Annotated in this window: 16 protein-coding genes; 11 read left to right on the top strand and 5 right to left on the bottom strand. The window is 64.3% G+C overall.

Going from position 1 to position 20,084, the window contains the following annotated elements:
- The first annotated feature begins 270 nt into the window (after positions 1 to 270).
- Genes C7G41_RS12095 through cyoD form a run of 4 tightly spaced genes read left to right on the top strand, consistent with a single transcriptional unit; the run spans position 271 to position 4,121 of the window.
- Positions 271 to 1,104 (top strand): cytochrome ubiquinol oxidase subunit II, encoded by an 834-nt coding sequence (locus C7G41_RS12095; protein ID WP_106942760.1) that lies wholly within the window; start codon positions 271 to 273, stop codon positions 1,102 to 1,104.
- The gene (cyoB, locus tag C7G41_RS12090) at positions 1,094 to 3,094 is read left to right on the top strand and encodes a cytochrome o ubiquinol oxidase subunit I (RefSeq protein ID WP_106942943.1); all 2,001 of its coding nucleotides are present in this window, start codon (positions 1,094 to 1,096) and stop codon (positions 3,092 to 3,094) included. Before C7G41_RS12095 ends, cyoB begins: the two co-directional genes overlap by 11 nt.
- Positions 3,094 to 3,735 (top strand): cytochrome (ubi)quinol oxidase subunit III, encoded by a 642-nt coding sequence (locus C7G41_RS12085; RefSeq protein WP_106942759.1) that lies wholly within the window; start codon positions 3,094 to 3,096, stop codon positions 3,733 to 3,735. Before cyoB ends, C7G41_RS12085 begins: the two co-directional genes overlap by 1 nt.
- Positions 3,732 to 4,121, top strand: a complete 390-nt coding sequence (cyoD, locus tag C7G41_RS12080; RefSeq protein ID WP_106942758.1) for a cytochrome o ubiquinol oxidase subunit IV — start codon at positions 3,732 to 3,734, stop codon at positions 4,119 to 4,121. The genes C7G41_RS12085 and cyoD overlap by 4 nt, the downstream gene beginning before the upstream one ends.
- 219 nt (positions 4,122 to 4,340) lie before the next feature.
- Here cyoD and C7G41_RS12075 read toward each other — a convergent pair whose 3' ends face one another.
- Complete coding sequence (locus tag C7G41_RS12075; protein WP_106942757.1) at positions 4,341 to 5,129, bottom strand: thermonuclease family protein; 789 nt, start codon at positions 5,127 to 5,129, stop codon at positions 4,341 to 4,343.
- Between the two features lie 196 nt (positions 5,130 to 5,325).
- Here C7G41_RS12075 and C7G41_RS12070 point away from each other — a divergent pair, with 196 nt between their 5' ends.
- The 4 genes from C7G41_RS12070 (at position 5,326) to C7G41_RS12055 (ending at position 10,276) form a co-directional block, all read left to right on the top strand.
- Positions 5,326 to 6,924, top strand: coding sequence for a GMC family oxidoreductase (locus C7G41_RS12070; protein WP_199198322.1), 1,599 nt, complete (start codon positions 5,326 to 5,328; stop codon positions 6,922 to 6,924).
- Between the two features lie 7 nt (positions 6,925 to 6,931).
- Entirely contained in the window at positions 6,932 to 7,381 is a 450-nt protein-coding gene (locus C7G41_RS12065; RefSeq protein WP_106942755.1) for a hypothetical protein, read from the top strand.
- A gap of 91 nt (positions 7,382 to 7,472) precedes the next feature.
- Complete coding sequence (locus C7G41_RS12060; RefSeq protein WP_106942754.1) at positions 7,473 to 8,492, top strand: S1C family serine protease; 1,020 nt, start codon at positions 7,473 to 7,475, stop codon at positions 8,490 to 8,492.
- A gap of 59 nt (positions 8,493 to 8,551) precedes the next feature.
- The gene (locus C7G41_RS12055) at positions 8,552 to 10,276 is read left to right on the top strand and encodes an FAD-dependent oxidoreductase (protein ID WP_106942753.1); all 1,725 of its coding nucleotides are present in this window, start codon (positions 8,552 to 8,554) and stop codon (positions 10,274 to 10,276) included.
- 128 nt (positions 10,277 to 10,404) lie between these two features.
- Here C7G41_RS12055 and C7G41_RS12045 read toward each other — a convergent pair whose 3' ends face one another.
- The gene (locus C7G41_RS12045) at positions 10,405 to 13,881 is read right to left on the bottom strand and encodes an indolepyruvate ferredoxin oxidoreductase family protein (RefSeq protein ID WP_106942751.1); all 3,477 of its coding nucleotides are present in this window, start codon (positions 13,879 to 13,881) and stop codon (positions 10,405 to 10,407) included.
- A 177-nt stretch (positions 13,882 to 14,058) separates the two neighbouring features.
- On the opposite strand from C7G41_RS12045, the gene C7G41_RS12040 reads away from it, so the two are divergent.
- The 3 genes from C7G41_RS12040 to C7G41_RS12030 all read left to right on the top strand — a co-directional run bounded on the left by C7G41_RS12040 (position 14,059) and on the right by C7G41_RS12030 (position 16,992).
- Positions 14,059 to 14,253 (top strand): hypothetical protein, encoded by a 195-nt coding sequence (locus C7G41_RS12040; RefSeq protein WP_146159760.1) that lies wholly within the window; start codon positions 14,059 to 14,061, stop codon positions 14,251 to 14,253.
- A 371-nt stretch (positions 14,254 to 14,624) separates the two neighbouring features.
- A complete protein-coding gene (locus C7G41_RS12035) occupies positions 14,625 to 15,326 on the top strand; it encodes a cysteine hydrolase family protein (RefSeq protein ID WP_106942749.1) in 702 nt (233 codons plus the stop codon).
- 10 nt (positions 15,327 to 15,336) lie between these two features.
- Positions 15,337 to 16,992 carry a regulator gene (locus tag C7G41_RS12030; protein WP_106942748.1) on the top strand — a complete coding sequence of 552 codons (1,656 nt, stop codon included), beginning with the start codon at positions 15,337 to 15,339 and terminating at the stop codon, positions 16,990 to 16,992.
- On the opposite strand, the gene C7G41_RS12025 is transcribed toward C7G41_RS12030, so the two are convergent.
- Genes C7G41_RS12025 through C7G41_RS12015 form a run of 3 tightly spaced genes read right to left on the bottom strand, consistent with a single transcriptional unit; the run spans position 16,993 to position 20,071 of the window.
- Positions 16,993 to 17,817: a carbohydrate ABC transporter permease gene (locus tag C7G41_RS12025; protein ID WP_199198321.1), complete on the bottom strand. Its 825-nt coding sequence runs from the start codon at positions 17,815 to 17,817 to the stop codon at positions 16,993 to 16,995.
- Positions 17,814 to 18,752, bottom strand: coding sequence for a carbohydrate ABC transporter permease (locus tag C7G41_RS12020; protein WP_106942746.1), 939 nt, complete (start codon positions 18,750 to 18,752; stop codon positions 17,814 to 17,816). The genes C7G41_RS12025 and C7G41_RS12020 overlap by 4 nt, the downstream gene beginning before the upstream one ends.
- A complete protein-coding gene (locus C7G41_RS12015) occupies positions 18,749 to 20,071 on the bottom strand; it encodes an ABC transporter substrate-binding protein (protein WP_199198320.1) in 1,323 nt (440 codons plus the stop codon). Before C7G41_RS12015 ends, C7G41_RS12020 begins: the two co-directional genes overlap by 4 nt.
- Positions 20,072 to 20,084 lie beyond the last annotated feature (13 nt).

Here is a 20,084-nt window from a genome sequence, read left to right as displayed (position 1 = left end):
TGCCGGCGAGACCGGGATCGTCCTCGGGCCCCTGCATGTCGTTTCACCCCGATTATTTTCGTGCACTCTAGCAATCGCGCTGACCGGCGAGAAGGGCCGGGCTCCCGCTTTCATGTCATTGACATCGCATGCAATTGCATGCCGCCGCGCGAGAAGAGCGAACGATCGACCCGCGCCGTTAGGAACCGACCCTGCACGATCGCGTTTGTTGCGGAGCCTTTCCCGCGCTAGGCTCTGTCCCGGGGCTTCCCAACCGCCATTGGCTTGCCGATGAATCTGCTCGATCCACAAGGGCCTGTTGCTGCCGCCAACAGCACCATCCTGGTCGATTCCGTCTTCATCATGCTCGCGATCGTGGTGCCGACGATTTTCGCGATTTTGGCCTTTGCCTTCTGGTTTCGCGCCTCGAATCCGAAAGCAAAGTTTCAGCCCGACTTCGTCTATTCCGGGCGCGTCGAGATGGTGGTGTGGGCGATCCCCGCGCTCACCGTGATCCTGCTCGGCGGCGTCGCCTGGATCGGCTCGCACCAGCTCGATCCCGCAGCGCCGGTGCCCGGCACCGGCAGCCCGGTCCGCATCCAAGCCGTTTCGCTCGACTGGAAATGGCTCTTCATCTATCCGGACCAGCGCATCGCCACCGTCAACACGCTGACGGTGCCGGCAGGCGCCGAACTGAATTTCCAGCTGACGTCGTCGAGCGTGATGAACACGTTCTTCATCCCGCAGCTCGGCAGCATGATCTACACCATGAACGGCATGGTGACGAAGCTGAACCTGCGCGCCGACAACGAAGGCAAGCTGCAAGGCCTGTCGGCGCATTTCTCCGGCGACGGCTTTCCGGACATGATGTTCGACGTCAACGTGATCTCGCCGCTCGCCTTTCCGGACTGGGTCGCGACCACAGCGAAGAGCGATGCTGTCCTCAATGAGGACAGCTACAAGAAGCTGATGCAGCAGGGCATCGAAAAAGGCAGGCCGACCTACCGGCTCGACGATCCCCGACTGTTCGACCTGATCGCGACCCAGCACATTCCGCCGGGACCGGGGCCGGAGCTCGCATCCGAAGCTGGCCGGTCGCACAGTGGAGGCCATGATGCTCGGTAAGCTCGATTGGTCGGCCATTCCGTTCGATCAGCCGATCCCCCTGATCGCGGGGGCGGTGGTGCTGGTCGGAATTCTCGCCGTGCTGGCCTGGGTCGTGGTCAAGGGGCATCTGCCCTATCTCTGGCACGAGTGGATCACCAGCGTCGATCACAAGCGGATCGGCGTGATGTACATCCTGCTGGCCTCGGTGATGCTGCTGCGCGGCGGCAGCGACGCCATCATGATGCGGATCCAGCAGGCGGTCGCCTACCAGTCGCAGGGCTACCTGCCGCCGGAGCACTACAATCAGATATTCTCCGCGCACGGCACCATCATGATCTTCTTCGTGGCGATGCCGTTCGTTATCGGACTGATGAATCTCATCGTGCCGCTCCAGCTTGGCGTGCGGGATGTCGCTTTCCCGACACTCAATTCAGTCGGCTTCTGGCTGACCGCGACCGGTGCGCTGCTGGTCAATCTCTCGCTCGTGATCGGCGAGTTCGCCCGTACCGGCTGGCTTGCATTTCCACCGCTGTCGGAACTGTCCTACTCGCCGGGCGTCGGCGTCGACTATTACGCGTGGTCGCTGCAGATCTCCGGCGTCGGCACGCTGGTGGCTGGCATCAATCTCGTGACGACGGTGCTGAAGCTGCGCACCAAAGGCATGAACTATCTGCGCATGCCGATGTTCTGCTGGACCACGCTGGCCTCGAACCTCCTCATCGTCGCGGCCTTCCCGATTCTCACCGCCACCCTCGCGATGCTGCTGCTCGACCGCTATCTCGGCTTCCACTTCTTCACCAATGAGGCCGGCGGCAATGTCATGATGTTCATGAACCTGATCTGGGCGTGGGGGCATCCCGAGGTCTACATCCTGGTGCTGCCGGCCTTCGGCATCTTCTCCGAGGTGGTCTCGACCTTCTCCGGCAAGGCGCTGTTTGGCTATCGCTCAATGGTGCTGGCGACCATGGCGATCTGCGTCATCTCCTTCATGGTCTGGCTGCATCACTTCTTCACGATGGGCGCGGGCCCCGACGTCAACGCCATCTTCGGCATCGCCAGCATGATCATCGCGATACCGACCGGGGTGAAGATCTACAATTGGCTTTTCACGATGTATGGCGGACGCATCCGGTTTGAGACGCCGATGCTGTGGTCGATAGGCTTCATGGTCACCTTCATCATCGGTGGATTGACGGGCGTGCTGGTCGCGGTGCCGCCGGCCGATTTCATCCTGCACAACAGCATGTTTCTGGTCGCGCACTTCCACAACGTCATCATCGGCGGCGTGCTGTTCGGCGCCTTCGCCGGCTTCGAGTACTGGTTCCCGAAGGCGTTCGGCTTTCGCCTCGACGAGCGCTGGGGCAAGCTCGCGTTCTGGTTCACTTTCCTCGGCTTCTACGTCACCTTCATCCCGCTCTACGTCGCCGGCATGCTCGGCATGACGCGGCGCATGCAGCACTATGACGTCGCGGCGTGGCGGCCATGGATGCTGGTTGCAGCCGCCGGCATGGCCGTGCTGACGATTGGCGTGATCTGCCAGATCGTGCAGCTCGTGGTCAGCATCCGCAACCGCGAAGCCCTGCGCGACCGCACTGGCGATCCCTGGGACGGCCGCTCGCTGGAATGGGCGACGTCGTCGCCGCCACCGGTTTTCAATTTCGCCTTCAATCCCGATGTGCGCGGCGAAGATGCCTATTGGGACATGAAGGCTCGTGCCCAGCAGCAATCGCTCGAGCACGGCGGACCGGAATATCAGGACATCGAGATGCCCAGGAATTCGCCGACCGGCTTCGTCTGCGCGTTCTTCGCCACCATCATGGGCTTCGCGCTGATCTGGCATATCTGGTGGATGGTGATTCTGGGCGGCATCGGAGCCTTCGCGACCTTCGTCGTGTTCGCCTGGCGCGACCATGACGAATACGTCATTCCGGCCGAAGAGGTCGCGGCGATCGATCGTGTCAATCTCGAGGAGCGGCGCAGCCTCGTCAGCATGGCGGGGACAGTCTGATGTCAATGACCGCGACCGCCGGCCGTGCGCACGCCGATCCGCATCACATCGGCCTCGTCATCGAGCATCCGGGCCCAGCGCCGAAGCGCATCGTGACCGCCTATGGCTTCTGGGTCTTCCTGCTCTCCGACATCGTGATGTTCTCCTGCTTCTTCGCGGCCTATGCGGTGCTGGCCGACCAGACCGCCGGCGGCCCGAAGGGTTCCGAGATATTCGAGCAGCGGAACGTCGCGATCGAGACGGTGTGCCTGCTGCTGTCGAGCTTCACTTGCGGCATGGCAAGTATCGCGGCCGATGTGCGCAACCGGTTCTGGTTCTATCTCGGGATGGCCGTGACGTGTTTGCTCGGCCTCATCTTTCTCGTCATTGAGTTTCGCGAATTCGCCGATCTCGTTGCCCGCGGCTATGGCCCATCGCGAAGCGCTTTCCTGACCTCGTTCTTCTCGCTGGTCGGCTGCCACGGCCTCCACGTCTCGGCCGGCACATTGTGGCTGCTCACCATGATGGCCCAGGTTTTCGCAAAGGGTTTTCGTGCCGACGTGCTGCGCCGGATGATGTGCTTTGCGTTGTTCTGGCATGCGCTCGACATCGTCTGGGTCGGAGTCTTCTCCGTCGTCTATTTGCTTGGGAGTGGCGTATGAGCGATCAGACCCACATGCCGGCCGGTCATGACCTTGCGCCGGGCGATGAGGAGCAACACAGTGTCGGCACGCGCATCCTCGGCTACGTGGTGGGTCTTGTTCTTGCCCTGCTGCTGACGGCGACCTCGTTCTTCATCGCCGGCACGGATCTGGTCTGGCAGCCTTCCATTCCCGTCGCGCTGATCGTGCTGGCGATCGCGCAGATGGGCGTGCATCTCGTGTTCTTTCTGCACATCACGACCGGCCCCGACAACACCAACAACGTGCTGGCGCTCGCCTTCGGGCTCCTGGTGGTGTTCCTGGTGGTCGGTGGCACCGTCTGGATCATGGCGCATCTGAACGCGAACATGCCGGCCATGGATCAGATCATGACAATGCGCCGTTAGCGCATCGTGCAAAAAAGAAGAGCCGCTTGTAGTGACAAGCGGCCCAAGTCTAGGGAGGAAACGCCCGAGCAAAGCAATCTGGCCGGAGCCGGATTGCCGCCAAGGAAACGCTCGCGCAAAGCGCTTGCGTACGCTTACAAATGCAGCAACTCTCGATAGAGTTCAATTCCGGACGAATACTGTCTCCGGCTGCCGCTCACGGGTGCGTGATGGGCTTCGTTATTTCGGCCGTCGGCAATTGTAGGCCTTGCGGAAGCCTGCGGCCTGGGCGTCGTCCTCCGAGCAGAACCAGCGGTCCGGCTTGGTGGTCGCGGGGTAGCTCGGGCAGCCCCGTAAATGGTAGATGCCGATATTGCCGGTCACGCGCGCGCGCACCGCAAGCTTGCCCTTGATGCCACAGCTCGGCGGCATCGTCAGATCATCGGGAAACAACACCGCGCGAATCTCCTTGTCGCGGTCGGCGCGGCAGGCGGCGCCGAGGAGCGCGCCGTCCTTCTTGCCGGTGCGGAATTCTTGCGGTGCAACAAAGCAGCCCTTCCAGATTCCGGCGGAGGTTGATTTCGCGTCGGCTGCGGCCGACTTGACGTTCGCCTTGACCGGCTCGCGGACAATGGCATAGCCGAGCTTGACTAGCTGCTCGTTCAAGCTGGTCTTGTCGCCCTCGACCGTGCAGATCGCGCGGTGCCGCTTGCCAAAACTCTTTTCCGGCCCGACATCGTCGCAACGCACGGATCGCTTGCCGATCAGCTTGGCGAGCTGGTCGCGGGCCTCGATACCGCAGGTCCAGGGATCGGCGTGATCGTCGATGCAGACCTGGTCCAGCTCGGGCGCGTCGACGCCGTCGAGGCGGTAGGTGATGTCGCCGAGCTGGATGGCGTTGCCGTCGCGGACCGTCGCGGCGGCGGTCAGCGCGTAGGCCGGGTCGGCGGTGCCCAGAAATCCGGACAGGGCGAGAAAGGAAACGAGCGCGAAAGCGCGGGCGCTGGCAAAGGATATTCGGAAGGACATAAGGTCTCGCTATCGATGGCTCGTGCGCCTTGTTCCTAGCATCCGGATGTGGCGATACCAATGGTCTGCGCCCCGCGAAGTGCGACATTCCGGCCTCGTGGCTTTACTCGGCCGCAGCTCTGATCCTATCGTTCCCCGGCCTTGCGGAGCGGAGGCCGAATCGCCCGGGAAGCGGCGAAGGGAGGAAAATTTCGCGATGAAAGACCCCGTGGACGTCCTGATCATCGGCGCCGGCGCTTCAGGCGCGGCGGTGGCGTGGTCGCTGGCCGAAACCAAGATGCATATTCTCTGCCTGGAGCAGGGCGGCTGGATGAACCCGGCGGAATATCCCAGCACGGGCCGGGACTGGGAGGCCAAGTTCTACGGCGAGTGGTCGTCCAGCCCCAATGTCCGCGGCCGGCCCGAGGACTATCCGATCAACGACGACAATTCGCCGATCAAGGTCGTCAACTACAATGCGGTAGGTGGCTCGACGGTGATGTACACCGCGCACTGGCCGCGGTTGCATCCGTCCGATTTCAAGGTGAAGACGCTCGACGGCGTCGCCGACGACTGGCCGATCGACTACGACGCGCTGACCCCGTTCTTCGAAGAGAACGACCGGATGATGGGCACCTCCGGCCTGTCGGGCGACCCGCTTTCCCCGCTGACGCATCCGCCGATGCCGCAACAGCCGCTCGGTTTGTCCGGTGCGATCATCGGCAAGGCCATGAACAAGCTGGGCTGGCACTGGTGGCCGTCGGATACGACGGTCGCGACCATGGACTACGAGGGCCGCGCGCGCTGCATCAATCTCGGCCATTGCACGCCGGCCTGCGCGCAAGGCGCCAAGTCCTCGACTGACATCACCTATTGGCCGCATGCGGTCCGCGCCGGCGTCGAGCTGCGCACGCACTGCCGGGTGCGCGAGATCACCACCGACGAGAACGGCATGGCCAGCGGCGTGGTCTATTACGACAAGGACGGCGTCGAGCAGTTCCAGCCGGCGCATGTGGTCATCATCGCCTGCAACGGCGTCGGCACGCCGCGGCTGCTGCTGAACTCGGCATCGAACCGCTTTCCGAACGGCCTTGCAAATTCGTCCGGCCTCGTCGGCAAGAACCTGATGTTCCATCCTTATGCGCAGATCTACGGCTATGTGAAGGAGCCGACCGATAGCAACCGCGCGCCGCCGACCTGCCTGTGGAGCAAGGAGTGGTACGACACCGACCCGTCGCGGGGCTTCGTGCGCGGCTACGGCGTCCAGTTCGTGCGCGGCGCCGGGCCGGTGTTCGAGGCTGTCGTCAGCGAGCAGAAGGGCATTCTGCCGTGGGGCGCCGATCATCACCGCGTCTTCCGCAAGCTCAATGGACACCGACTCGGGTTTTCCGCGATTTGCGAGGACCTGCCGGAGGAGCATAACCAGGTTACGCTCGATCCGGTCTTGAAGGACAGCCACGGCATTCCCGCGCCGAGGATCGACTACACGATCAGCGAGAACAGCCGGAAGATGATGGAGCATGCGCTGGCGCGCGGCCGCGAGATTCTCGAAACGGCGGGTGCGACCGACATCTGCGTCAACTCGCCGATCCCGTGGGGCGGCTGGCACCTGCTCGGCACCGCGCGGATGGGCACCGATCCCTCGCGCTCCGTCGTCAACGAATGGGGCCGCTCGCACGACGTCAAGAATCTCTTCATCGTCGATGGCAGCATCTTCGTCACCTCGGGCGGCGTGAATCCAACGTCCACCATCCAGGCCCTTGCGCTCTACATCGCCGACCAGATGAAGCAGCGCCTCGCCAACCTCTTCGATTGAGGCCGTCATGTCCGCAGACAATCAACTGACGCGCGCCCAGCGCGACGACCTTCGCACCATCGCCGCGATGATCGTTCCCGCCAGCGACGAGTACAAGGTGCCCGGCGCCGACGATTCCGCGATCCAGGACGACATACTGGCGACGCTGGGGCGTGACGCCAAATTGGTGGCGGCTGCGCTCGACCATCTGGCGCGCCTCGCGGGCCAACCGTTCGCCGAGCTGGATGCTGCCAGGCGCGATGCGGTGGCGCAGGAGTTTCGCAGTTCCGGCGGTCCGGCTGCGGCCACGCTCGTCCGCGTGGTGCTGCAATGTTACTACCGCGACGATCGCGTTTTGCGCTCGCTTGGGCTGGAGCCGCGTGCGCCGTTTCCCATGGGTTACGTGCTGCCGGATGGCGACTGGTCGCTGCTCGACCCGGTCAAGGCAAGGGCGGGCGCGCTGCGACGGGCGCCCTAGCCACCTGGGCAGTCCAGCCTTGCGCCCCGGACGGATCCCTTGCGCCTAACGGAGCAGGCCACCATCTGTGTGAGCCTCAAGGACTCTTGCCATGTTGGATTTTACTTCAGACATCGTCGATGACGGATCGTCATCGCGGGCGATGGCGGCTGTCCCGGTCGATGACCGGGCCCTGCTGGACGCCTATTCCAATGCCGTGATCGACGTAACCGACCGCGTCGGTCCGGCCGTCGTGCGCGTCGAGACCGGGCCAAAGGTGCCGAACGGCCGCGAGCGCGGCGGGCTCGGCTCGGGCATCGTGATCTCGCCGGACGGGCTCGTGCTTACCAATAGCCACGTGGTCGGCTCGTCGAAGGAGATCCGGCTACGCGACGTCGAGGGCCATGTCGGCGACGCCCGGGTCCTCGGCGTCGATCCCGACACGGACCTTGCGCTGCTTCGCGCCAACGGGGCGCGGGATTTGCCCTACGCGGCTCTCGGCAACTCCAAGACCTTGCGGCGCGGCCAGCTCGTGATCGCGATCGGCAACCCGCTCGGCTTTGAATCGACCGTCACCGCCGGAGTGGTCTCGGCGCTCGGGCGCTCGATCCGCTCGGTCAGTGGCCGCACCATCGAGGACGTGATCCAGACCGATGCTGCGCTCAATCCCGGCAATTCCGGTGGGCCGCTGGTGTCGTCGAATGCCGAGGTGATCGGCATCAACACGGCCATCATCAGCGGCGCACAGGGCATCTGCTTCGCAGTCGCCAGCAACACCGCGCAATTCGTGCTGTCCGAGATCATCCGCCACGGCTATGTCCGCCGCGCCTATATCGGCGTGGCCGGCCAGACCGCGCCGATCCCGCGGCGACACGCGGTGCTGGCCGGCGTCGAGAATAAGATGGGCGCGCTGCTGGCGCAGATCGAGCAGGACGGGCCGGCGGCCAAGGCGGGGCTGTTGTCCGGCGATGTCGTGATCGGCCTCGACGGCGTCGAGATCAACGGCGTCGACGATCTGATCCGCGTGCTCGACCGCGACCGGATCGGCCGGCGGCTGGCCATGGACGTGCTGCGGCTGGGCCGCCTGCGGGCGATCGATATCGACCCGGTCGAGCGCAAGCCGGCGCGCTAGCGTGTGGGCGCCCAGGCGGGGTATGACGGTGTCATGCCTCGCTTCGGGACCCCCGCCGCATGATGCCGGCGCATGAGACCTACGATGTCATCGTCGTCGGCGCCGGCGCCGGTGGCATGACGGCCGCGGCCGTCGCCGCCGCCGAAGGCCTGCGCGTGCTGGTGATCGAGAAGACCGCTTTCGTCGGCGGCACCACCGCATGGTCCGACGGCATGATCTGGATTCCCGCCAATGCCAAAATGAAAGAAGTGGGGCTCTGCGATAGCGTCACGGACGCCGTGCAATATTTGTCGAGCACGGTGCCCGAGCCCGCCAATGCGGGCCTCCGCGCCGCTTTCCTCGCGCGCGGACCGGAGGCGGTCGCCTATCTCGAAGCCAACACGCAAGTGCGCCTCCAGCCGGTGAAGGCCTATCCGGATTATTATCCGGAGCGATTGGGCGCGACGCCGGGCGGGCGCGTGCTCGAGCCGGTCGTCTTCGACGGCACGCGGCTGGGCGCGCATTTCGCGCGGCTGCGCGCGCCGCTGCCGGAGTTCACTTTGTTCGGCGGGATGATGGTCAGCCGCCGCGACATCCCGCATCTGCGCCGGGTCCGAAAATCGCTGCGCGCGACTGTTCGCGCGACGCGGCTGGTTTCGGAGTATGTGTGGCAGCGGCTGCGGAGCCCGCGCGGCACGACGCTGCATCTCGGCAACGCGCTCGCCGCACAGCTGTATGCCTCGCTGCTGGTCCGGCAGGTCGAGATCCTGTTCAGCGCGGACGTCGAGGATTTGTCGATGCAGGGCGATCGCGTCGGCGGCGTCATTATCCGTCATGGGGCGCGCGATCGCCTGATTGCCGCGCGCCGCGGCGTGGTGCTCGCGACCGGCGGCTTCTCGCACGACGCAACCTTGCGCAAGCGCTTCTTCCCACCCGCGGCCGGATTTATCTCGGCGGCCCACATGTCCGCTACGGGCGACGGGCTCCGCCTCGCGACCGCAACCGGCGCAGCGCTCAATACGGATGCGACGAGCCCGGCCTATTGGGTGCCGGCCTCGCTGTTCCGGCGCCCCGATGGAAGCCGTGGCGTTTTCCCGCACACTGTGACCGACCGCGCCAAGCCCGGCGTGATTGCGGTCAATGCGGCCGGCCGGCGCTTCGTCAACGAGGCGTTGTCGTACCACGAGTTCGTGCTCGCCATGCTGCGCGACAGCGACGGCGAACCGGATCGGCCGTTCTATCTGATCTGCGACCGTCCGTTCCTGTGGAGTTATGGTCTCGGCCGCATCCGGCCGTTTGCGCGCAGTGTCCGGCGCTATCTGGCGAGTGGCGAGTTGATCGAGGCGCCTGATGTCGCGCAACTCGCGGTGAAGATCGGTATCAAGCCGTCGACGCTTTCAGCAACTGTCGCGAGCTACAATTCCGGTGCGAAGGAGGGGCGCGACCCGGAATTCGGTCGTGGCAGCACCATCTACCAGCGCCATCTCGGTGATATCAGCCACAAGCCCACCCCCTGCGTCGCGCCCATCCTCCGTGGCCCGTTTTTTGCGCTGCGCATCTATCCAGCCGATCTCGGCACGGCGATCGGCATGAAGGTGGACGCCCAGACGCGCGTGTTGCGCGAGGACGGCACGCCGGTCGCAGGGCTCTACGCCTGCGGCAACGATATGGGCTCGATCATGAACGGCAATTATCCCGGGCCAGGGATCACGCTCGGGCCGGCGCTGACGTTCGGGTACATCGCGGGGCGGCATCTGGCGGAGGGGGTGATTGTCGCTACGGGTGCGACCGCAGCCTCAGTCTAACCATCCCCAGCGCTGTCATGCCCCGCGAAGGCGGGGCATCCAGTACGCCGCGGCCCATTGGACTAATCACAACCGCCTCGGAGTACTGGATCGGGCGATGACGCCGAGAATGTGGCGCCAGTCTTCCGCTACTCCGCAGCCACCGCAAAGCGGCTGTTCTCCAGTTCCGCTTCCAGCCGCGCCTTCTCCGCGGCCGCCAGCTTGATGTTGGCTTCCTTGACATGGCCGAAGCCGCGGATCGTCTCCGGCAGCCGCGCGAGCCTCGTCAGCAGCGGGATCTGCTCCGCCTTGAGCCCGGAGATCCGCTGATCGATCATGCCGAGATAATCCTCGACCAGCTTCCGCTCGGTCCGGCGCTCCTCGGTACGGCCGAACGGATCGAACGCGCCGCCGCGCAGGAATTTCAGCCTGGCGAGCACGCGAAAGGCGTGGATCATCCAGCCGCCGAATTCCTTCTTCTGGAGGTGTCCCGTCGTCTTGTCGCGCTGCGCGAAGATCGGCGGGGCCAGATAGAATTTCAGCTTGAAGTCGCCGTCGAATTTCTCCGAGACCTTCTTTGAGAAGCTGCCGTCGGTATAGAGGCGCGCGACCTCGTACTCGTCCTTGTAGGACATCAGCTTGAACAGGTTTTTCGCGACAGCCTCAGTCAGCTCCGCGGACGCGGGCGAGGCGGCTGCTTCCGCCTTGCGCACCTTGGCGATCGCCGCCAGGTAGCGGTCGGCGTAGGCCTTGTCCTGATAGCCGGTCAAAAACTTGGCGCGCGTCGCGATGATGTCGTCGAGCGACTTCGTCGGCGCGGAGGCCCGGCTCCTGAATTGCAGCACGCTGCGCACCCGCGACATGTCGTGGGCGGCGAGGCGTCCCCAGGTGAAGGCGAGCTTGTTCATTTCGATCGCGGCGCCATTGATCTCGATGGCACGGAGCAACGCTTCCAGCGACAGCGGGATCGCACCCTTCTGGAAGGCGAAGCCGAGCATGAAGGGGTTTGTCGCGATGGAGTCGCCCATCAGCGCCGAGGCAATGCCGGTGGCATCGATGACGTCGAGGTTCTTGTCGCCGACGGCATCGCGCAGCACCGTCTGCATCGCGCCCATCTCGAAATCGAGATCCGGGTTTTGCACGAAGCTTGCGGTCGGCTGCAGGTCGGCATTGACATAGGCCTTGGTCACGCCGCGTTCGGCACGGCTGAGCGCGGAGGGACCGGCCGAGACGATCATGTCGCAGCCGAGGATGACGTCGGCGCCGCCCGTGGTGATACGGACTGCGGAAATATCCTCCGGCTTCGCGGCGATGCGGACATGGCTCATCACCGCGCCGTTCTTCTGCGACAGGCCGGTGAAATCCAGCGCCGAGCAGCCGCGGCCATCGACATGGGCGGCCATGCCGAGCAGCGCGCCGATGGTGATGACACCGGTGCCGCCGATGCCGGTGACGAGGATATTGTAGGGAGCGTCCAGCTCACGCGCGGGCGGCAGCGGCAGGTCGGCAAACAACTGGCCCGAGTCCACCGCCGAGGTCTTGATCCGCTTGAGCGTGCCGCCGTGCACGGTGACGAAACTCGGGCAAAAGCCCTCGACGCAGGAAAAGTCCTTGTTGCAGTTCGACTGGTCGATCTGGCGCTTGCGGCCGAACTCGGTCTCCAGCGGCTGCACCGAGACGCAGTTCGAGGCCTGCGAGCAATCGCCGCAGCCTTCGCAGACCAGCTCGTTGATGAAGGCGCGCTTGGCGGGGTCCGGATAGAGCCCGCGCTTGCGGCGGCGGCGCTTTTCGGCGGCGCAGGTCTGGTCGTAGACGATGACCGTAAGGCCCTTGATGTCGCGCAGCTCGCGCTGCACGGCGTCGAGCTCGCGGCGATGATGGACGGTCGCGCCTTGCGGGAAGTAATTGGCTTCAGGGTATTTGGTGGGATCGTCCGAGACGATCGCGAGGCGCTTGACGCCCTCGGCCCAGACCTGATGCGCGATCTGGGCGACGTTGAAGCCGCCCTCGGCCGGCTGGCCGCCGGTCATCGCGACGGCGTCGTTGTAGAGGATCTTGTAGGTGATGCTGATGCCGGCCGCCGATGCCGCGCGAAGGGCAAGCAGTCCGGAATGGGTGTAGGTGCCGTCGCCGAGATTCTGGAAAATATGCTGCTCGGTGGTGAAGGGCGCTTGTCCGATCCAGTTCACGCCCTCGGCGCCCATATGCGAGATCAAATCGGTGCGGCGGGTCGGCATGCTCAAAGCCATGCCGTGACAGCCGATACCGGCCATGGCACGGCTTCCCTCGGGCACGCGCGTCGAGGTGTTGTGCGGGCAGCCCGAGCAGAAGAACGGCGTGCGCGCGAGCTTGATTTGCGCGGTAGCGGGAACAGGAGTGTCGAACGCCTCGAGCCGGGCGAGGCGCTGCTCCAGCACCGGGCTGTGATGGCCGAGCTTGCGCAGCCGCGCCACCAGCGCGGATGCAACGATGGTCGGCGTCAACTCGCCCTCGCTCGGCAATAGCGGTGCGCCGCGCTCGTCGCGTTTTCCCGTCACGGTCGGGCGCCTCGACGCATCGATATTATAGAGGATGCGCATCAGCTGGTCTTCGATGAAGCCGCGTTTCTCCTCGACGACCAGCACGTCCTGAAGTCCTTCGGCGAAGCGCTTGGCCCCGCTTTCCTCCAGCGGCCAGGTCATCGCGACCTTGTAGATGCGCAGGCCAAGGTCCTCCGCGTCCTTGTCGGTAATGCCCAGATCGGCCAGTGCCTGCCGCAGATCGAGATAGGCCTTGCCGGTCGCGACGATGCCGAGCCGTGCCGGCTTGGAGTCGAGCATGATGCGGTCGAGCTGGTTGGCGCGCGCAAAGGCCTGCACCGCCGCCATCTTCGGGCCGAACAGGCGCTTCTCGGCGTCCAGCGGCGGGTCGGGCCAGCGGATGTTGAGGCCGCCGGGCGGCATCTCGAAATCGTCGGGGAGCTTGATCTGGATGCGTTCGGGGTCGCTATAGATCGAGGCTGAACTCTCCACCGTTTCGCTGATCGCCTTGAAGCCGACCCAGCAGCCGGAGAAGCGCGACAGTGCAAAACCGTAGAGGCCGAGGTCGAGATAATCCTGCAGTGTCGCCGGGTTGATGACGGGGATCAGCGCCGCTGCGAAGACCTGCTCGCTCTGGTGCGCCAGTGTCGAGGACTGGCAGCCGTGGTCGTCGCCGGCAAGCGCGAGCACGCCGCCATTGAGGGAGGTGCCGGCGGCATTCGCATGCTTGAGCGCATCGACCGAGCGATCGACGCCGGGCCCCTTGCCGTACCAGATGCCGAATACGCCATCGACCTTGGAACCGGGAAACAGGCCGACCTGCTGGCTGCCCCAGACCGCGGTCGCCGCAAGGTCCTCGTTCAGGCCGGGGACAAAGGCGATGTCGTGCTGCTGGAGATGTGACTTCGCGCGCCACAATGCGTGGTCGTACATGCCGAGCGGGGAACCGCGATAGCCCGATATGAAGCCGCCGGTGTTGAGGCCCTGAAGCCGGTCGCGTTCGCGCTGCAACATGGGCAACCGGACCAGCGCCTGCGTGCCGGACAGAAAGATCCGCTTCGATTCGAGCCGGTATTTGTCGTCCAGCTCGACCTGCATCAGCGTCATTTCAGGAGTCCTCGTCTCTTGCTCGGCTCTTATTCGACTTCGGGGTTTGCGCTGCGGGAGGGAGGAGCGGCTGCGCGACGCGAATTGTGACAGTCAAAGGCAAGTACAGTCGAAGTCAATATCGCTGGCCGCATCCGTGGCGCTCCTGCTGGTCATGGCTTGCTTGCGGAGGACACCATGACGGCACAAGCGTTCGATACCGAGATCACGGAGACGGCTGAGGCGCTGATCGGGCCGTGGCGTCAGCCGCGTCAGATGCTGCAAGCAGAGGTATTGCGCGGCACGGCCGATATCGTTGGTCCGCCGACAGCCCTCGACAGACGTCTTCGCGAACTCAAGCCGCTGGCCGATCCCGTCAGCCTCAAGACCTGAAGGTCGCTCTGGATGGCGACGCTGAAGGAGTATCGGCGGGCTGTATGGAGAGGGTCGCTAACGCCACCTTCGTCGTTCCGGGGCGCGCGTAGCGCGAGCCAGGAATCCATTTCACCGCGTGTTTAGCCGCCCGATGGATTCCGGGTTCGACGCTTAAGCGTCGCCCCGGAATGACGACGGAGAGCGCTCATCCTTTGGGCAAATGCACGCCGCAAAGCCGCCGCACAGCGAATAAGCAGACCCCGGCTTTTCGAATAACATTCTGACAGCGCAGTAAATTTTCCTGCGCCGCCGGTTCAACTCCAATTGTACACAATGGCACGGCGCTTGCAGAACTCCTGCAGAGAGAGTTCTCGCGGGGGCCTTGAGTCATGTTGAACTCAACCAAGCCGACACTGGGTGTCATCAGCGCCGAACCGGAGCCGGTCAAGCTCGACTGGCCCGCCACCGCGCTCCTCATCATCGACATGCAGCGCGACTTCATGGAGCCCGGCGGCTTCGGCGAGACGCTCGGCAACGACGTCGGCCAGCTCGCGCGCGCGGTGAAGCCGATCGGTGCGGTGCTGACGGCCGCGCGCGATACCGGCATGCTGGTGATCCACACGCGCGAAGGCCATCTGCCCGATCTCTCCGACGCGCCGCCGGCGAAAATCGAGCGCGGCGCGCCATCCTTGCGCATCGGCGATCCGGGCCCGATGGGCCGCATTCTCATTCGCGGCGAGGCCGGCCACGACATCATCCCGGAGCTCTATCCGCTCGACAGCGAGATCGTGATCGACAAGCCCGGCAAGGGCGCGTTCTACGCCACCGAGCTCACCGACGTGCTGGAGAAATACGGCATCGAGAATCTGCTGGTGTGCGGCGTCACCACCGAAGTGTGCGTCAACACCACCGTACGCGAGGCCAACGACCGCGGCTATCGCTGCGTCGTCATCTCGGACGGCTGCGCGTCCTACTTCCCCGAATTTCATGAGATGGGCTTGAAGATGATCAAGGCCCAGGGCGGCATCTTCGGCTGGGTCGCAAGCTCAGCCGCGGTACTGGAGGCGATGAAGATTTCCACACCAGCTTAGGGGCATCACCATGAGCACAAGCACGACAGGGACGGCCGGCACCTCCGAGTTCAAGCCGGCACTATGGACACCGGGCGACTGGAACGCGTTTTTCGGCTTCGGCACCAACATCCTCGTCAACATGCTGGTGCTCACGGGCCTGTTGCGCTTCGTGCTGAAGATGCCTGACAGTCTCGTGTTCGGCCGCATCCTGCCCGCGCTCGGGTTGATGATGTGTCTCTCCACCTTCTACTACGCGTTCCTCGCTTATCGTCTGGCGCAGAAGACCGGCCGCAACGACGTCTGTGCACTGCCTTCGGGCGTCAGCGTGCCGCACATGTTCATCGTCACCTTCGTGATCATGCTGCCGATCACGATCAAGACCGGTGATCCGCTCAAAGGCTGGTCGGCTGGTCTCGTCTGGGTGTTCTTCCAGAGCTTCATCCTGATGATCGGCGGCTTCATCGCGCCGTTCATCCGAAAGATCACGCCGCGCGCGGCGCTGCTCGGCACGCTCGCCGGCGTATCCGTCACCTTCATCTCGATGCGGCCGGCGCTCGAAATGTACATGACGCCGCAGATCGGCCTGGTCTGCTTTGCCATCATCCTGGTGAGCTGGTTCGGCGGTGTGAAATATTGGCGCGGCATACCTGCCGGTCTCGTTGCGATCGCGGTGGGCATGGTCATTGCCTGGGGCTCGAAGCTGTTCGGCCTCGGTCTCGGCGGGCTCAGCGTCAAGGGCGTCGGCGATGCCTTCGCCAGTTTCGGTTTCTCGGTGCCGATCCCCGCCGTTGGCTACGTCTTCTCCGGATTCGAATTCCTCGGAATCATCCTGGTCACCGCCATTCCCTTCGGCATCTACGACCTCGTCGAGGCCATGGACAATGTCGAGAGCGCGGAAGCCGCTGGCGACGAATATCCGACCACGCGCGTGCTTACGGCCGACGGCGTCGTCAGCCTGATCGGCTGCCTGATGGGCAACCCCTTCATCAACGCCGTCTATATCGGTCATCCCGGCTGGAAGGCGATGGGCGGCCGGATCGGCTATTCGGCCGCGACCGGCATCATGGTGGTCGTGCTGGCGTGGTTCGGCATCATCCCGGTGCTGCTGGCGCTGGTGCCGGTGGTCGCGATCTCGCCGATCCTGCTCTATATCGGCATGCTGATCGGCGCACAGGCGTTCCAGACCACGCCGGTCAAGCATGCACCCGCGGTCGTACTGGCGCTGACGCCGCATCTCGCAGCGTGGGCCAAGCTCCAGATTGACACCATGCTGGGCTCGACCATGAACGCGGCTGCGACCGTCGGAGGAATGGCCGCCGACAAGGCCGACGCGGTCAAGGCTGCGGCGATCGCAGCCCTGCCGCAGCAGGGCGTGTTCTATCACGGACTTGAAGTGATGGGCGGCGGCTCCATCCTCGGCGGCCTGATCCTGGGTGCGATCGGCGTCTTCATCATCGAGCGCGACTTCGAGAAGGCCTCGGCGTTTGCGCTGGTTGGTGCGGTCCTGACCTACTTCGGTTTCATGCACGGCGAAGCCGTCGGCATCGGCGGCGGCTTTGGCGTCACGCCCGCGGTGGCGTTCGCCTATGCCGTGATGGCCGCCGGTCTGTTCGCGGCCAGCAGGCTCGGCGCGAGCGAGCCCTACATGCCGCATGCGGACATGCACGCCGCACCGGCGGAGTAGCTACCCGCCCTTGACGGCACCAGCGGTGAGCCCGGCGACGATCTGTCGCTGGGCGAACACCGTGAGCAGCAGCACCGGGAGGGTGACAATCAGCGCGGCGGCCGCGAGCGGCCCCCAGCTCAGCTGGTCGAACGAGATCATGTTGTAGACAGCGACCGGCAGGGTGCGGGTCTCGCGTCCGGCCAGCACGATGCCGAAGACAAAATTATTCCAGGAGAAGATCACGGCCAGGATGAAGGCGACGGCGATGCCGGGCTTGGCGATCGGCAGCGCGACATGGCGGAAGACCTGCCAGCGCGTGGCGCCGTCGATGAGGGCCGCTTCTTCCAGCTCCATCGGTGTCGTCTCGAAATAGCCGATCATGATCCAGATCACGATCGGCACCGTGACCACGAGGTGGATGATGATCTGCGGCACCAGCGTGCCGAGCAGTCCCAGCCACTGGAACATGAGAAACAGCGGGATCAGATAGGACAGGCCCGGTGTGATACGGGCGATCAGGATCACGATCGCGGATTTGTGCGCGGCCATCCGCGCAATCCCGTAGCCGGCGGGAACGCCGACGAGCAGCGCAAGCAGCGTCGCGCTGCCGGTCACGATCAGGCTGTTGATGAAATAGGTCAGGAAGCGGTTGGAGGCGAGCACGTCGGCATAGTTCTTCCAGGCGATGTGCTCGGGAAAGAACACCGGCGGATAGGCGGCGTTGTCGATCTCGAATTTGAGCGACAGCGACAGCATCCAGAGGAAGAACAGGATTGCCGGCGACACGATGACGAACACCGAGAACCACAGGCCGATCTTACCGATGATCTGACGTGGGGTCATGTGCCGCTCGCGATCTCGGTCCACAGCATGCGTTGACGGGCATAGAGCATCACCGCTGCAAGCAGAACGATCAGCAGGAAGAACACGACCGCGATCGCCGAGCCGTAACCGAGGTCGTAGTAGGAGAAGGCGACGCTGTAGAGGTAGATGTTGATCGTCTCCGACGCCGATCCCGGTCCGCCCTGGGTGATTGCGAAAATGATGTCGAAGCTCTTCACGGCGTCGATCATGCGGATCATGCCGGCGATGAACAGGAACGGCATGATCAGCGGCAGGGTGATGAAGCGGAACACCTGCCAGATGCTGGCGCCATCGATCTGTGCACTTTCATAAGGCTCGCTCGGGATCGCGGCCAGTCCGCCGAGCACGATCAGCATGACCAGCGGCGTCCATTGCCAGGTCTCGACCAGCACCAGCGAGGGAATGACGGTCGCGGGATGAAACACCCAGAGCTGCGCTGGGATTCCGACCAGTGACAGCAGATAGTTCAGCACGCCGAGCTGCGGGTGGAACATCATGGTCCAGACCAGCGCGATCGCCACCGGCGTCGCCATCATCGGCATGATGAAGACGCCGCGCAGAAAGCCGCGGCCAGGGAATTTCTGGTGAAACACCACGGCCGCAAACGTGCCGAGCACCAGCGGCAGCAGCACAGACAGTATGGTGTAGACCAGCGTATGTCCGATGGCCTCAATGAAGCGGGGATCACTCGTCAGCCGCAGATAATTGGACAATCCAACGAAGGTGGTCGACGAGCCGACCTTCCACTCGTTCAGGCTCATCCAGATCGTGAAGACCCACGGGAAGATGATGATCGCGATCACGACGACCAGCGCCGGCACCACGAACGGCCAGTACGACGGCGGTCGCAACTCCTTCTCCGACGCGGCATCAGACTGTGCCGCGCCCGGAGTCGATTGTGTCAACGCACTCACGCCTTCTCGCTACGCTCCAGGATCGGCCGGTACTGATCGTTGGCCTTCTTCAGCTCGGCGGCAGGATCGGCGCCAGACAAGGTCGCAGTGACCGCGGCGCCGACGATGTCGCGGAATTCGGCGACCGGAATCACGACGGGCAGGCCCAGCTTGCTGATCTTGCCGGAATCGATCACCGATTGCAGCCACTCCTTGGTCTTGACGCCCTTCTGGACCTCGGGATCGCCAAGGATCGAGTTGCGGAACGGCACGCCGCCGCCGGCCTGCAGCAGTCGGGCTCCCTGGGTCTTCGAGACCACCCATTGGCAGAGCAGATAGGCGGCTTCCTTGTTCTTGCTCGCGGCAGCGACGCCGATGCCGTCGCCATAGGTCGAGGAATATTGCCCCTTCGGCCCCGCGGGCACGACGGTGTAGCCGACCTTGCCGACGACGCGCGAGGCGGCCGGATCTTCCAGCGGTGGCGCCCAGCCGACGCCGTCGATCCACATCGCGGATCGGCCTTGTGTGAACGAGGCCATCGACTCCATCCAGTTGAAGCCGGCGACGCCGGGCGGTGCCGATTTCGTCAGGAGCGTCTGATACAGCTTGGTTGCGGCAATGGCTTCCGGACCGTCGGTCAGGATGTTGCCCTTGGCGTCGAGGAATTCCCCGCCATAGTTGAGGAAGAAGTTGCTCCACATCGCCATGTTGGCGTTGCGCAAGCCGCGCCCGACAAAGCCGAAGGTGCCTTCCTTGGCATCGGTGAGCTTCTCGGCCGCCGCAGCCATCTCGTCGAGAGTCTTGGGAACGGCGACGCCCTTCTTCTCGAACAGCTCCTTATTGTAATAGAGGATGAAATAATCGACCGACCACGGCAGCGACAGCATCTGGCCCTTGTCGTTCCTGGCGTATTGCAGGCCCGCGGCCGAGAAATCGCTCTCGACGAGATCAGGCGCGGTCAGCGCGGGGTCCTTCATGAAGGGCGTCAAGTCGGCGAGCCAGCCGGCCTTCTCGAACTGCCGCTTCTGCACGTGGTAGCTGAGATGGACGACGTCGAAGCTCGGCCGCCCCGAGGTCAGCTCGATCACCACCTTCTGGCGCTGCTGCTGCTCGGGTATCTGCTCGGATTCGACCTGGATGCCGGTGAGCTCGGTGAACTCCTTGACGTATTTTTGCAGGTTGTCGCCGCGAGGTCCCTTGGCGAGGATCACCTCGAGCTTGGTCCCCGCGTATTTCTTCCAGTTCACCTCGGCGCGCGCCGGCAATCCCGTCAGGCTGAGCGCGCCAGCTGCGGCAGTGCCCGTCAAGAGCGTACGACGCGAGATTTTGTGGTTGACCACTTTAGGTCCCTCC

It is taken from the genome of Bradyrhizobium sp. MOS002 (assembly GCF_003020115.1).
GTDB lineage: Bacteria > Pseudomonadota > Alphaproteobacteria > Rhizobiales > Xanthobacteraceae > Bradyrhizobium.
The sequence above is the reverse complement of the archived record's forward strand: the minus strand, read 5'-3'. Positions and strand labels throughout refer to the sequence as shown.

What these genes read in the sequence shown, in the direction of transcription:
- C7G41_RS12095 (WP_106942760.1), top strand. Translation starts at nt 271, where the DNA reads ATGAATCTGCTCGATCCACAAGGGCCTGTTGCTGCCGCCAACAGCACC.
- cyoB (WP_106942943.1), top strand. Translation starts at nt 1,094, where the DNA reads ATGCTCGGTAAGCTCGATTGGTCGGCCATTCCGTTCGATCAGCCGATC.
- C7G41_RS12085 (WP_106942759.1), top strand. Translation starts at nt 3,094, where the DNA reads ATGTCAATGACCGCGACCGCCGGCCGTGCGCACGCCGATCCGCATCAC.
- cyoD (WP_106942758.1), top strand. Translation starts at nt 3,732, where the DNA reads ATGAGCGATCAGACCCACATGCCGGCCGGTCATGACCTTGCGCCGGGC.
- C7G41_RS12075 (WP_106942757.1), bottom strand. Translation starts at nt 5,129, where the DNA reads ATGTCCTTCCGAATATCCTTTGCCAGCGCCCGCGCTTTCGCGCTCGTT.
- C7G41_RS12070 (WP_199198322.1), top strand. Translation starts at nt 5,326, where the DNA reads ATGAAAGACCCCGTGGACGTCCTGATCATCGGCGCCGGCGCTTCAGGC.
- C7G41_RS12065 (WP_106942755.1), top strand. Translation starts at nt 6,932, where the DNA reads ATGTCCGCAGACAATCAACTGACGCGCGCCCAGCGCGACGACCTTCGC.
- C7G41_RS12060 (WP_106942754.1), top strand. Translation starts at nt 7,473, where the DNA reads ATGTTGGATTTTACTTCAGACATCGTCGATGACGGATCGTCATCGCGG.
- C7G41_RS12055 (WP_106942753.1), top strand. Translation starts at nt 8,552, where the DNA reads ATGATGCCGGCGCATGAGACCTACGATGTCATCGTCGTCGGCGCCGGC.
- C7G41_RS12045 (WP_106942751.1), bottom strand. Translation starts at nt 13,881, where the DNA reads ATGACGCTGATGCAGGTCGAGCTGGACGACAAATACCGGCTCGAATCG.
- C7G41_RS12040 (WP_146159760.1), top strand. Translation starts at nt 14,059, where the DNA reads ATGACGGCACAAGCGTTCGATACCGAGATCACGGAGACGGCTGAGGCG.
- C7G41_RS12035 (WP_106942749.1), top strand. Translation starts at nt 14,625, where the DNA reads ATGTTGAACTCAACCAAGCCGACACTGGGTGTCATCAGCGCCGAACCG.
- C7G41_RS12030 (WP_106942748.1), top strand. Translation starts at nt 15,337, where the DNA reads ATGAGCACAAGCACGACAGGGACGGCCGGCACCTCCGAGTTCAAGCCG.
- C7G41_RS12025 (WP_199198321.1), bottom strand. Translation starts at nt 17,817, where the DNA reads ATGACCCCACGTCAGATCATCGGTAAGATCGGCCTGTGGTTCTCGGTG.